The sequence below is a fragment of the Ruegeria sp. AF5 genome (assembly GCF_056541905.1).
Window position 1 is genome coordinate 125,620 of sequence record NZ_JBQFYZ010000004.1, and the last position, 12,442, is coordinate 138,061.

Sequence of the window (12,442 nt, forward strand, 5' to 3'; positions counted from 1 at the left end):
CGTTTTTGATGCAATATTGTAATTTTATGACCCAGCAGTTGCAGAAATTATTTTGCAGACGCAGAATTTGAGGGGCGCGCGGAAACCGGTACAGATGCTGCATAATACTCCAGCAGATCACCGCGTTGCCCAGATGCAGAAAGAATATCTCCCTGCCGCTTGAGAATCCGTCGTTCAATCAACTGGTCCAAAGCGCTTGATATGGCCGGCGCATTGTCTTGGGTCTGCTTACCGTCGCGTTCCATCATCGTCTGAATAGAGGACCGCAGATCCTGTTCCGCCATCGGCCCATTGTCACGTATCAGCAAACAGGCCGCAGGGGCCGGAACCAACGGGATCGCGTTCTGGATACGCTGCATCAATGTGCGCGCCAGATCGGTCATCATGTCGTCACTGCCTTCGGCCCGGAACTCTTTCAGGGAAATCGGCATTCCGTACCGGACCGATGCCAGCCCAAACCGCTTGTAGCGCCCGATCACTCGCCGCCAGAACTGCTTGAAAATCCATCGCGCGATGACACCGATCCGGGCCCGAAAACGACGCTCTTTTCCCAGTGCCGCACGGGTAAGAATAGTGTCTTCAAGCACACGGTCATAATTCAAAGCGACGGGAACGAATACAACATCACGCCCCTGCGACGTCGTCCCATCCATTATGTACTTGAGCAATCCAAGCTTTGGGCGGGCGAGCGCTCCTGTCAGGCTTAAACCACCTTCTGGAAACATGGCTTGCGTCACACCGGCTTCGGTCGCATGGCGCACATAGGTGGACAAAACCTGCCGGTAGAGCTCGCTGCCTGACTTGCGCCGGATAAAGTAGGCCCCCATTGCACGGATCAACCGGCTGAGCGGCCAAACCCGAGCCCATTCTCCTACCGCGTAGGATAAAGCAGAGTGCGGGGCCGCCAGATATGTAACCAACACGTAGTCCATATTGCTTCTGTGGTTCATCACAAAAACAACGGTTGCATCAGGGTCGATAGTCCTGACCGCGTCTTCGTCTTCGTAGCTAAGCCGCACTTCGTAGAATGTGTTGCTTAGCAGCCGGGCCAGCCGGATCGCAAAACTGAAATAGGCGAAGGCAGAAAAGGACGGCACGATCTCGCGGGCATAGCGGCGTGCCTGCTCGGACGCAACGGCTTCGGGTATTCCGGTTTCAAGGGCGTGATGCTGGACCGCTTTTCCGACCTGTGGATCATAAATCAGCCGTTGAATCATGTCGTGCCGGCGGGCCAGCTTGAACGGTTGGATCGGACGTTGCAGGCGCTGGTTCAAACGCGCCACGGCACGTTCCAACCGGCGGCGGAAGAACCACCGGACTGACGGGAACAGGAAATGTGAAGCGAAAGTAACCATGGCAAAGACCACGATCAGCACAAAAAGCCAAAGCGGAAGTTCCACGGTTTGCGTCATGGCCGCACCTTGCCACCAATCGCAGCTGCTCACAATCTGAACAATTGCAGGATGCCGCAACGCAGCGAATTGACATGTCCCGAAAATTGCGCTTTAGAACCCATAGACGTAATTTTATTGCCCACCGAAACGCGAGGCCCCTTCATGACGCAGATGCAGAAAGATCGCCCCTGGCTCATCCGGACCTATGCCGGTCATTCTACCGCCAAGGCCTCGAACGCGCTTTATCGTGGCAACCTTGCCAAAGGGCAAACCGGTCTTTCGGTTGCCTTCGATCTGCCCACCCAGACCGGATATGACAGTGACCACACGTTGGCACGTGGCGAAGTTGGCAAGGTCGGGGTGCCCGTTTGCCATCTGGGCGATATGCGAGTTTTGTTTGATCAGATTCCATTAGAACAGATGAACACGTCTATGACGATCAACGCCACCGCCCCTTGGTTGCTTGCCCTTTACATCGCAGCGGCCGAGGAACAGGGCGCTGACGTTTCCAAGTTGCAGGGCACGGTTCAGAACGACCTGATCAAGGAATATCTGAGCCGGGGCACTTATGTTTGCCCGCCAAAACCGTCGCTCAAGATGATCGCGGACGTGGCCGAGTATTGCTATACCAATGTTCCGAAATGGAACCCGATGAACGTGTGCTCGTATCACCTGCAAGAGGCGGGCGCGACGCCAGAGCAGGAGCTCGCGTACGCCCTGGCCACTGCCATCGCCGTGCTAGACGAATTGCGCCCACGAGTACCTGCCGAGGATTTCCCGGCGCTCTGCGGCCGGATTTCCTTTTTTGTGAATGCTGGCATCCGCTTTGTCACCGAAATGTGCAAAATGCGTGCCTTCGTGGATCTTTGGGATGAGATTCTGCAACAACGCTATGGCGTTGAAAATCCGAAATTCCGTCGATTCCGCTATGGCGTGCAGGTGAACTCTCTGGGCCTGACCGAGCAGCAGCCCGAAAACAACGTCTATCGCATCCTGATCGAGATGCTGGCCGTAACCCTGTCGAAAAATGCACGCGCCCGTGCGGTGCAGTTGCCCGCCTGGAACGAGGCGCTTGGCCTGCCACGCCCTTGGGATCAGCAATGGTCCATGCGGATGCAGCAGATTCTGGCCTATGAAACTGATCTGCTGGAATTCGATGATCTGTTCGATGGCAACCCGGCTGTTGATGCCAAGGTCGAAGAATTGAAAGCAGGTGCACGCGCAGAACTGGCGAACCTGGATTCGATGGGCGGTGCGGTTGCGGCAATCGAGTATATGAAATCCCGCCTTGTGGATTCCAACGCTGAACGTCTGAACCGGATCGAACGCAACGAAACTGTGGTCGTCGGCGTGAACAAATGGATGGAAGGCGAGGCTTCGCCCTTGCAGACCGAAGATGGCGGCATCATGGTCGTTGATCCTGCGGTAGAACAGGAACAGATTGACCGCCTGAATGCGTGGCGGGCTGAGCGGGACAAAGCGGCTGTTGCAGCGACCTTGTCCGCGTTGCGCCAGGCGGCTCAGACAGGAGCGAACGTCATGGAGCCGTCCATTGCCGCTGCCAAGGCGGGTGTGACAACCGGGGAGTGGGCCGAAGAGATGCGCAAGGTTTTCGGCACTTATCGTGGCCCGACCGGCGTTTCCGGTTCGGTCTCGAACAAGACCGAAGGGTTGGAGGACCTGCGCGCGGCGGTTGATGCCGTCAGCGACAAACTGGGACGGCGCCTGAAATTCCTGGTTGGAAAACCGGGGTTGGACGGCCATTCCAACGGCGCCGAACAAATCGCGTTCCGTGCCCGCGACTGCGGCATGGATATCAGCTATGAGGGTATCCGGCTGACCCCGGAAGAAATTGTCACCTCAGCCCGCGATGATGACGCACATGTCATCGGGTTGTCGATCCTGTCCGGTAGCCATCTGCCTTTGGTCGAAGATGTAATGGATCGGCTGCAAAAGGCTGGCCTGTCTCACATTCCCGTGGTTGTCGGCGGAATTATTCCGGATGAAGATGCCGCAAAATTGAAAGCCATGGGTGTAGCCAAGGTTTACACCCCCAAAAACTTTGAACTTAATGCGATCATGAGCGATATTGTAACGCTGGTTGACCCCAAAAACCTCGCAGCCGAGTAACTGAGGTTTTAGAACCTTAATTCCCCGTTTCTTCCCTTTGGATATTTGGGATGGAATAAACCATTCGCTAGAATTACGGTGCGCGCTCAAGTGTACCGTAAAATATATCCTTTGGAGATGAATGATGGGGTTCAATCTTGAACAAATGTCGCGCAAAGACCTTTTGGCATTGCGCGACGATGTCGAAAAAGCCTTGGTAGGAGCGGAAAAACGCGAGCGCCGTGAGGCTTTGAAAGCCGCAGAAAAAGCTGCCGCAGAATTCGGGTATTCGCTGTCCGAACTTTCAGGCGATGCACCCCGCGCATCCAAGCAAAAGAAAACAAAAGAAAAATACCGCAATCCTGGCAATCCGGAACAAACCTGGACAGGTCGTGGCCGCAAACCGAAATGGGTGCATGACGCGTTGCAGGCGGGCGCCGATATTTCCGATCTAGAAATCTGATCAGGGCGGAGCGAAACAATGACAATTCATATCGGCGCTGAAAAAGGCGAAATTGCAGAAACTGTCCTATTACCCGGAGATCCTTATCGGGCGAAATGGGCAGCCGAGACGTTTTTGGACGATGTGAAACAGGTCAACAACGTCCGGGGAATGCTTGGGTTTACCGGAAATTGGAAGGGAAATCCTGTAACGATACAGGGTAGCGGCATGGGAATGCCCTCGCTCTCCATTTACGTAAACGAGTTAATTCGCGATTACGGTGCAAAAACCCTGATCCGAATTGGGTCGTGTGGCGGAATGCAGGACAGTGTCAAAATTCGAGACGTCATTCTGGCAATGACTTCGACGACGCTGAGTACGCCGTCACGCGGTATCATGAAAGAACTGAATTTTGCGCCCTGCGCCGATTGGAGCTTGTTGCAGGCGGCCGCGAAGGTGGCGGCTGCCAAAGGAACCCCTACCCATGTCGGTGGGATTTATTCTTCGGACGTTTTCTATGATGAGCGCCCGGACCTGAACGAACAGATGGTGCGTCACGGGATTCTCGGCGTCGAAATGGAGGCGGCCGAGCTCTATATCCTGGCAGCGCGCCACAAATGTCGTGCTCTGGCAGTTCTCACCGTTTCCGATCACCTTCTGACGGGAGAGGCTCTGCCATCCTCGGAACGTGAAAGCAGCTTTGGAGACATGGTGGAAATCGCGCTACAGGCCGCATTCCCGGGCAACTAGCAGTAAGGTGGGTGCCCGCCGATCCTAACGCCCGTGCGTGCGATCATAGCCATTGCGCGCCGGGCTTTCCCAGCCATCCAGGTCTGTGACCGTCGCGGCAAATGTTTCGACCAACAAGGGATAACACGCGGCGGTGTCCGAGGAATGCTCGGACGAGCAATCCCCACCCGGACAGGCGCTGAGATTGCCAAGCAGATCGATTTCGGCAAAGAATTCCAGATAGTCGCCGGGGCGAACGGGCGATGCTTTCATGAAATACTGACCAGTATCCCGAGTGAAACCAGTACACATGAAGACGTTCAGAACGTCGTGCACCGCGGGTTCGGCCTCATCCATCGGGATATTCAGATGATCCGCCAACGCGCGGGTCAGGTTGGAATGGCAGCAATGATGATACTGCGTGCCGGACAGCAAATTGCCCGTATATGGATCACAACGCGTGCCAATCACGTCATGAACCGACCCCCCATGGGTATCGATCCCGTACCATTCCAGTGTATCCGCTATGATCGTGGCCATCGGCCGCAGATGTGGGAAACTGGACCACATCCGCTCTCCGGTGGTCAGGTGCGTGCCATGCAGAGCCCGCGTTTTTCCGGAATAAAAGCGCTCGGACAAATCATTGCGGTTCCACAGGTTCAAATCGCCAACCTGCGGTCCTTCAACCGATGTGATACGAAAGAAATGCCCGGCAGGTACATCAAAACAGCGCGCCTCACGCGGAGGAACCAGGACTTCGCCGGTTTGGACTGCCCGTTGGCGTACAGATCTGATCCAGGGCAAATCTGGTCGCGGCAAGGCATCGTTCGGATAACAAATGACAGGGGCGACCGAACGACGGGCTTCGGCATCTTCTGGGGGGCGGGCAGTATTCTCAGAACCGGTCATGGCGTGCAGAGTGGCGGATTCTATGGCTCGCGAAAAGCCCTATTCTCAACCATCACTTGCCTTAAGACAGCGCATAGGTTGGTCCGGCGCAGCGACTGCCGCTCCACAAAAGCTACACCGCCAGATGCCATGGCGTCTGTCCTGTCGCCAACGACAATCCCGTGTCAGCGTGGAATGGCGCGACCGCCAGAAAAAATAGGCGAACACTCCGGCGGCCAACAAAAGCAGAAGAACAGGCATTCCTCTGCTTTGCCGATTGACCGAAGTTTTTCAAGGGCTGTCGTATTGGATCAGGCCGCGTTTGCGTATTCGAACAGCTCGGGCTCTTTGTCGGCTTTAACCGGTTCCGGCGTGTAGTAGGCCCATGCCTGCTCCAGCAGTTTCAGCGCTTCTTTAGTGTCGATTTTTTGTTTGGATGTGTTTGCATTCATTGGAGTGATCCTGACTTAAACTCATCACTCCTCCCTGAGCGAAAAATAAGGCAATGCAGCCGGGGCTACATCGCCTTATTTTGCAAGATCGACATGCGTTTGCCGCAATTCGGTGCAGGTGATTATACCGCGCGTTCGACCATCATCTTTTTAATCTCGGCAATCGCCTTGGCCGGGTTCAGACCTTTGGGACAGGTCTTGGCGCAATTCATGATGGTGTGGCAGCGATAAAGCTTGAACGGATCTTCCAACTCGTCCAGGCGCTCACCCGTGGCCTCATCCCGGCTGTCGATGATCCAGCGGTATGCGTGCAACAGAGCAGCGGGGCCAAGATACCGGTCGCCGTTCCACCAGTAGCTGGGGCAAGAGGTCGAGCAGCTGGCGCACATCACACACTCATAGAGACCATCCAGCTTTTTCCGATCTTCGATCGACTGCTTCCATTCCTTTGCAGGACGGTTGGTCTTGGTTTCCAGCCACGGCATGATCGACGCATGCTGGGCATAAAAATGGGTCAGATCAGGGATCAGATCTTTGACCACAGGCATATGCGGCAGCGGATAGATCTTCACGTCGCCCTTGATCTCATCCATGCCATAGATACAGGCTAGCGTGTTGATCCCATCGATATTCATCGCGCACGAGCCGCAAATACCCTCGCGGCATGAACGGCGAAATGTCAGGGTCGGGTCGATTTCGTTCTTGATCTTGATCAGCGCGTCCAAAACCATCGGCCCGCACGTGTCCATATCGACAAAGTAGGTATCGACACGGGGGTTCTGACCATCATCCGGGTTCCAGCGATAGATCTGGAACTTGCGCACATTGGTCGCGCCATCCGGCTTTGGCCAGGTCTTGCCGGTCGTAATCCGGGAATTTTTGGGCAGGGTCAGTTGAACCATGTCAATTCTCCATTCAGCACAAGGCCGCCTTTCAGCCTGTCCGGGCGCGCTGGGACGCCCCTTGGTTATAACGCCCCCAATGGGCGATGTTCACGTCAAAATCCGGCGCGAGCCAGTCCGCAACGCGTTGCGGATAATCACAGTCGATATCAAAGCACAGGAAGCGCGGGTTGCCGTTAAAATAGGCTTCTACCTCGGCATGGTGCACATCATACATATGCGCCCAGCCGTGTTTCACTTCATCCACACTCAGGCCATTGGCTTTGCAGCACCGATCCAGATACCCGCCACCGGAATGGTTGGCACGCGAAACAATCCAGTCATCCTTGTCCCGTGTGTTCAGCAAGAAATAGGCATCCGGGTAAGCAGCATGCAATTCACGGAAGAAACGCGCCCCGTCCACCATGAAGCGGGAGTTGACGAAAGCGATGTCAGTGAAGGCCCGCACCGCTCCGAACCCGTCCAGTGGTCGTCGCCCCATGGCAATGTTGGTCAACATCCGGTGCGCAAGATTTCGACCCTGGTCATCTTCCCAATGAACTGACGGTATCCCGCTGTTCTTGAACAGCCTGTGAAACGAGGTCGTCGCACAGCGGTTCAGCCCGATCAGGATAATCTTGGGATCGCCTGAACCGGATTGCAGGACCTCGACCGTCATGACAAGCACCGGACACGGATCGACCGCTGGCCAATGGCCGTTGCGGTCTTCGTGTGTATTTGGCGCTTGCTCACCATTGCCTGCTGTCCGAGCCTTTTAGAACGTACGTGCCTTGGGCGCGATTTTCTTCAGGCTGATGCCACCTTCGTCTTCGGTCGTCAGCGGATCGACGATCACGGGACGATAGCTGAGCTCAACCTTGTTGCCTTCGACCCGGCTAACCGTATGAACGCGCCAATTTTCGTCATCACGTGCAGAGAAATCCTCGTGCGCGTGGGCACCACGGGATTCCTTGCGCGCCTCGGCGCCGACGATCGTAGCCAGCGCGTTGGGCATCAGGTTGGTCAGCTCCAACGTTTCCATCAGGTCACTGTTCCAGACCAGCGACCGGTCGGTGACTTTCAGATCGTCCATCTTGGCAGCGATTGCCGTCATCTTCTCGACGCCTTCGGCCATGGTCTTGGCGGTACGGAACACGGCAGCATCCGCCTGCATGGTTTTCTGCATCTCAAGCCGCAACTCGGCGGTCGCGATGGAACCGCTGGCGTTGCGCACCGCGTCGAACCGGTCAAAGGCCTTATCGACCGATGCCTGGTTCAGAACCGGGTTCGCAGCTTCTGCATCCACAACTTTGCCTGCCCGGATCGCCGCCGCGCGGCCAAAGACCACGAGGTCAATCAGCGAGTTCGAGCCCAAGCGGTTCGCGCCGTGAACCGAGGCGCAACCGGCCTCGCCCACTGCCATGAGACCCGGAACCACAGCTGTCGGGTTCTCGGCCGTTGGGTTCAGAACTTCACCCCAATAGTTTGTGGGGATACCGCCCATGTTATAGTGCACGGTTGGCAGAACCGGGATCGGTTCCTTGGTGACATCCACGCCGGCAAAGATCTTGGCGCTTTCCGAGATGCCGGGCAGACGTTCTGCCAAAGCTTCGGCTGGGAGGTGACTGAGGTTCAGGTGAATATGATCTCCTTCCGCACCGACACCACGACCTTCGCGGATTTCCAAGGTCATCGAACGCGAGACGTAATCGCGCGGTGCGAGGTCCTTATACTGGGGCGCGTAACGCTCCATGAACCGTTCGCCTTCCGAGTTGGTCAGGTAACCGCCCTCGCCACGCGCGCCTTCGGTGATCAGGCAGCCCGATCCGTAGATGCCGGTCGGGTGGAACTGAACGAACTCCATATCCTGCAGCGCCAAGCCCGCGCGGGCCACCATACCGCCACCGTCACCGGTGCAGGTATGGGCCGAGGTCGCGCTGAAATAGGCGCGGCCATACCCGCCGGTCGCCAGCACAACCATCTTGGCATTGAAGACATGCATCGTGCCATCGTCCAGCTTCCAGCAGACAACACCCTGACACTGGCCGTCATCGGACATGATCAGGTCGATGGCGAAGTATTCGATATAAAACTCGGCATTGTTCTTCAGCGACTGGCCATACAGCGTATGAAGGATCGCGTGGCCGGTCCTGTCCGCAGCGGCACAGGTGCGCTGGACTGCCGGGCCTTCGCCGAATTCAGTGGTGTGACCACCAAACGGGCGTTGATAGATCTTACCCTCTTCGGTTCGGCTGAACGGAACGCCATAGTGCTCCAGTTCGTAAACAGCCTTGGGCGCTTCCCGAGCTAGGTATTCCATCGCATCGGTATCGCCCAGCCAATCCGAGCCTTTCACAGTGTCGTACATGTGCCACTGCCAGTGGTCGGGCCCCATGTTTGACAACGACGCGGCGATACCGCCCTGAGCGGCCACAGTATGCGAACGGGTTGGGAAAACCTTGGTTACGCAAGCCGTGCGAAGACCCTGTTCCGCCATACCCAGTGTTGCCCGCAGACCGGCCCCACCGGCACCGACAACGACCACGTCATATTCATGCGTTTCGTATTCGTATGCAGCCATTTCTTTCAGCTCCGGGAATTAAAGGGCAATGCGAGCGACGGCAAAGATGCCAGCCGCAGCCGCGCCATAAGACAAGCAGGTCAACAGAATGATCAGGACCTTTTCAAGCGTGCCGTGAACATAATCTTCAAGCATCACCTGCGCACCGTCCGCGAAGTGTTTGAAGCCAACCGCCAGCGTCAGTGCTGCCACGATGGCTGGGAAAGGTCGCGAGTAGTAGTCGAGAACGACCTCGAATGGCTGGCCCAGGATCGGGCCAAAGGTGAATACAAACAACGGCACAAGGATCAGCAAAGCAACCGAGCTGACTTTCATCGCCCAGAAATGGGCAGTACCGGATTTCGCCGAGCCAAGTCCAGCGGCGCGTTTGCGGTCGGTCAGATAACGCATGTCAGGCCTCCAATCACGCGACGAGGACAAGGGTCAGAAGGGTCAAGACGACCGATCCGATAACAACAGCCCAACCCATTTTGGTCGCTGTCGGAATATCCAGACCAACTGCATTGTCCCAGATCAGATGCCGCACACCGGCCAGCGTGTGATACCAAAGCCCCCAAACGGACAGCGCCATCACAAGGTCTCCAAGCATCGAGGTTATTACCCCATTCGCTACGGCAAAGGCCTCGGGCGAGGTTGCAGCGGCCAGAAACCACCAGACGATCAACAGAGCTGCGAGCAGAAGGGCGTTACCGGTGATGCGCGTCAGGATGGACGTGATCGACGTCAGCTGCGGGCGATAAATCGACAGATGCGGCGAAAGTGGGCGATTGCCCCGATTTACATCGGCCATGGCGGCTCCTTTTCGGTTGGCTACCGAACGTTTTAATGGTTTTTGCGACACTGTCACGTGCTGCGAGTGCAAAAACCATCAAATTGCGCTCAATTATACGGATAATTCAATTATGTGATCACACAAAATAATCTCGTGATCACATATCACATTCCGCACTGTCAATGTTAGCGTTTTCAAGGCCGAAGAGATGTGATCACGAATCTCTCAAGCCGTCATTTCAGGTCTGCCGTTTGCTGCGTCACTTCGCGCAGCAGTTTTCGACGAATTCGTTCCGGGTAATCCGCGAACCCGGTGGCAGAAACGACAAAGGCACCTTCGCCTACGATGACATTCTCAAAGAAATATGCCGTCAGGTCCGGTTCGCTTTCCTCAATAGCCAGCGCGTTGACAACGATTCCCTCGGCGCGCAGGGCCGCATGTACCCGTGTAGGTTCAATCCCTTCATTGGACACACCGTCCCCTGACAGGTCAATCAGATGCCGTCGGCAGTCGGAAACCGAATCGAATGAACTCAGGGTCATTTGAAGCGCCTCGCCGATAGCCGTCGAAAAATTCCGCCAGATGCGCGGATCGGCAGCAACCTGGCCTGCGAACTGATCCAGCGTGGCAAAGCTATCGATATGGGTCCAGGGAATAGTGATCCGCTGGCGCGATGAGCCGGTCCACTGCACCAGCATCAGCCGCGCCTGCCCCCGCACCAGCGCCTCGGACACGATCGGGTCGCGCAAACCTGCGGCCAACCCATCCATCTGAATGCGATATTCGCTGCTATCGACTGAACCAGAAACATCCACGGCTAAAGCCAAGGCCAGATCGCAGGCCTGAGCCGCCGGTGCCAGAGTGACGCTGGCCAATATTGCGCGTAGCAGGTTCATTGTGCAAACCTATCACGCCTTGCAAGCCGTGGCGTCACATATCCGTCAGATCACCTATTTGGGCATCAAAGCCCAATAATCGAGATCCAGCAGAACGTCTGGCAGGTAACGCCCTTCTTCGTTCTTCAGCTTGAACGGATCACCGCCTTTGGTCGCGACCAGACGCAATCGCACAGCGCCTATGCCGGCAACCCCGGTTTCCGCTTTGTCCAGAACTTCGGACCATGCCTTGATCGTATCACCCGCAAAACACGGGTTAGCATGGGCACCACCATTCAAGCCGACAATCATCTGCGCATTTGCAAGGCCATTGAAGGACAAAGTCCGCGCCATCGAGATTACATGCCCACCATAAATGAGCCGCCCTTCGGGACGGAACGTCAGGTCGTAATGCACCTTGGCGGTGTTCTGCCACAGACGTGTGGCCAGCATATGTTCGGCCTCTTCGACGGTGACACCATCCACATGATCGATGGTTTCACCGATCTCATAATCGCCCCAGCGATGCACCTCGCCCGCGAGGGCAAAATCGTAGTTTGCAAAATCGAGCCCTTCCGGCACGGTCAGGTCCTGCGGATCAAGTACAGCCTTCAAATCAGGAACAACCGTCTCGGGCGCGGGTGCATCCATTTTTGCCTTACGCACCATGACCCAACGCACATATTCAAGAACCACCTCGTCCAATTGGTTCAACCCGCGGGTGCGAACCCAGACAACACCGGTTTTTCCGTTGGAATTCTGCTTCAGGCCGATAACCTCTGATACGGATCGCAGCGTATCGCCAGCATAAACGGGCTTCAGCCAACGGCCTTCGGCATAGCCAAGATTGGCAACCGCGTTCAAGGAAATGTCAGGCACGGTTTTGCCGAACACGATGTGGAACGCGGCCAGATCATCAATCGGGCTTTCCGGCAACCCACAGTCCCGAGCAAACTCATCCGAAGAGTAAAGCGCATGACGTGCGGGATAAAGCGCGTGATACAAGCCGCGCTCTCCCTCGGTCACGGTGCGAGGTACTGCATGCTGCAACACCTGCCCTACAGAATAGCCCTCGAAAAATCGGCCCGGATTTGTTTTCGCCATTACTGCTGTCCCAGTTTCATGTCGGGGGAATAGTCGGCCTCGGCCTCTTTGGTCACGGCCTGCGCACAACGCATTACGTTGCCGTTGGCATCAAAGGCGTAAGCCGGGTCGCCATACAGCTCCCATCCCTTTGACAGGGCGTCGGACACCTTGTGACAGAAGGCCGAAGTGTCTTCTTCGGTCAGCAAGCGATAAAGTTTCGACATCAAATCAAA

General features: G+C 56.1%; 14 protein-coding genes. 3 read left to right on the top strand and 11 right to left on the bottom strand.

The window, feature by feature from the left end; genetic code table 11:
- Positions 1-47: 47 nt before the first annotated feature.
- Entirely contained in the window at positions 48-1,412 is a 1,365-nt protein-coding gene (locus ACR0DS_RS08635) for a 1-acyl-sn-glycerol-3-phosphate acyltransferase (protein WP_480483172.1), read from the bottom strand.
- A 51-nt stretch (positions 1,413-1,463) separates the two neighbouring features.
- Here ACR0DS_RS08635 and ACR0DS_RS08640 point away from each other — a divergent pair, with 51 nt between their 5' ends.
- The 3 genes from ACR0DS_RS08640 to deoD all read left to right on the top strand — a co-directional run bounded on the left by ACR0DS_RS08640 (position 1,464) and on the right by deoD (position 4,695).
- Positions 1,464-3,524, top strand: coding sequence for a methylmalonyl-CoA mutase family protein (locus tag ACR0DS_RS08640; protein WP_480558823.1), 2,061 nt, complete (start codon positions 1,464-1,466; stop codon positions 3,522-3,524).
- A gap of 124 nt (positions 3,525-3,648) precedes the next feature.
- Positions 3,649-3,966, top strand: a complete 318-nt coding sequence (locus ACR0DS_RS08645) for an H-NS histone family protein (RefSeq protein WP_267363820.1) — start codon at positions 3,649-3,651, stop codon at positions 3,964-3,966.
- Between the two features lie 18 nt (positions 3,967-3,984).
- On the top strand, positions 3,985-4,695 hold the full coding sequence (gene deoD / locus ACR0DS_RS08650; RefSeq protein WP_480558821.1) for a purine-nucleoside phosphorylase: 711 nt from the start codon (positions 3,985-3,987) through the stop codon (positions 4,693-4,695).
- Positions 4,696-4,719: 24 nt separating this feature from the next.
- On the opposite strand, the gene ACR0DS_RS08655 is transcribed toward deoD, so the two are convergent.
- The 10 genes from ACR0DS_RS08655 to ACR0DS_RS08700 form a co-directional block, all read right to left on the bottom strand.
- Positions 4,720-5,583, bottom strand: coding sequence for an urea carboxylase-associated family protein (locus ACR0DS_RS08655; RefSeq protein ID WP_480483164.1), 864 nt, complete (start codon positions 5,581-5,583; stop codon positions 4,720-4,722).
- A gap of 290 nt (positions 5,584-5,873) precedes the next feature.
- Positions 5,874-6,014, bottom strand: coding sequence for a hypothetical protein (locus ACR0DS_RS08660; RefSeq protein ID WP_480483162.1), 141 nt, complete (start codon positions 6,012-6,014; stop codon positions 5,874-5,876).
- 122 nt (positions 6,015-6,136) lie between these two features.
- Complete coding sequence (locus ACR0DS_RS08665) at positions 6,137-6,916, bottom strand: succinate dehydrogenase iron-sulfur subunit (RefSeq protein ID WP_152456842.1); 780 nt, start codon at positions 6,914-6,916, stop codon at positions 6,137-6,139.
- 31 nt (positions 6,917-6,947) lie between these two features.
- Positions 6,948-7,574: a sulfotransferase gene (locus ACR0DS_RS08670; protein ID WP_480558819.1), complete on the bottom strand. Its 627-nt coding sequence runs from the start codon at positions 7,572-7,574 to the stop codon at positions 6,948-6,950.
- Between the two features lie 96 nt (positions 7,575-7,670).
- The gene (gene sdhA, locus ACR0DS_RS08675) at positions 7,671-9,476 is read right to left on the bottom strand and encodes a succinate dehydrogenase flavoprotein subunit (protein WP_480558817.1); all 1,806 of its coding nucleotides are present in this window, start codon (positions 9,474-9,476) and stop codon (positions 7,671-7,673) included.
- An 18-nt stretch (positions 9,477-9,494) separates the two neighbouring features.
- Entirely contained in the window at positions 9,495-9,866 is a 372-nt protein-coding gene (gene sdhD / locus ACR0DS_RS08680; protein WP_480475100.1) for a succinate dehydrogenase, hydrophobic membrane anchor protein, read from the bottom strand.
- Between the two features lie 13 nt (positions 9,867-9,879).
- The gene (gene sdhC, locus ACR0DS_RS08685; protein ID WP_480475098.1) at positions 9,880-10,266 is read right to left on the bottom strand and encodes a succinate dehydrogenase, cytochrome b556 subunit; all 387 of its coding nucleotides are present in this window, start codon (positions 10,264-10,266) and stop codon (positions 9,880-9,882) included.
- 215 nt (positions 10,267-10,481) lie between these two features.
- Complete coding sequence (locus tag ACR0DS_RS08690; RefSeq protein ID WP_480558815.1) at positions 10,482-11,144, bottom strand: DUF1194 domain-containing protein; 663 nt, start codon at positions 11,142-11,144, stop codon at positions 10,482-10,484.
- A 54-nt stretch (positions 11,145-11,198) separates the two neighbouring features.
- Positions 11,199-12,227: a MaoC family dehydratase gene (locus tag ACR0DS_RS08695; RefSeq protein ID WP_480558813.1), complete on the bottom strand. Its 1,029-nt coding sequence runs from the start codon at positions 12,225-12,227 to the stop codon at positions 11,199-11,201.
- Positions 12,227-12,433: a DUF1737 domain-containing protein gene (locus ACR0DS_RS08700; protein ID WP_480538983.1), complete on the bottom strand. Its 207-nt coding sequence runs from the start codon at positions 12,431-12,433 to the stop codon at positions 12,227-12,229. The genes ACR0DS_RS08695 and ACR0DS_RS08700 overlap by 1 nt, the downstream gene beginning before the upstream one ends.
- Positions 12,434-12,442: the final 9 nt, after the last annotated feature.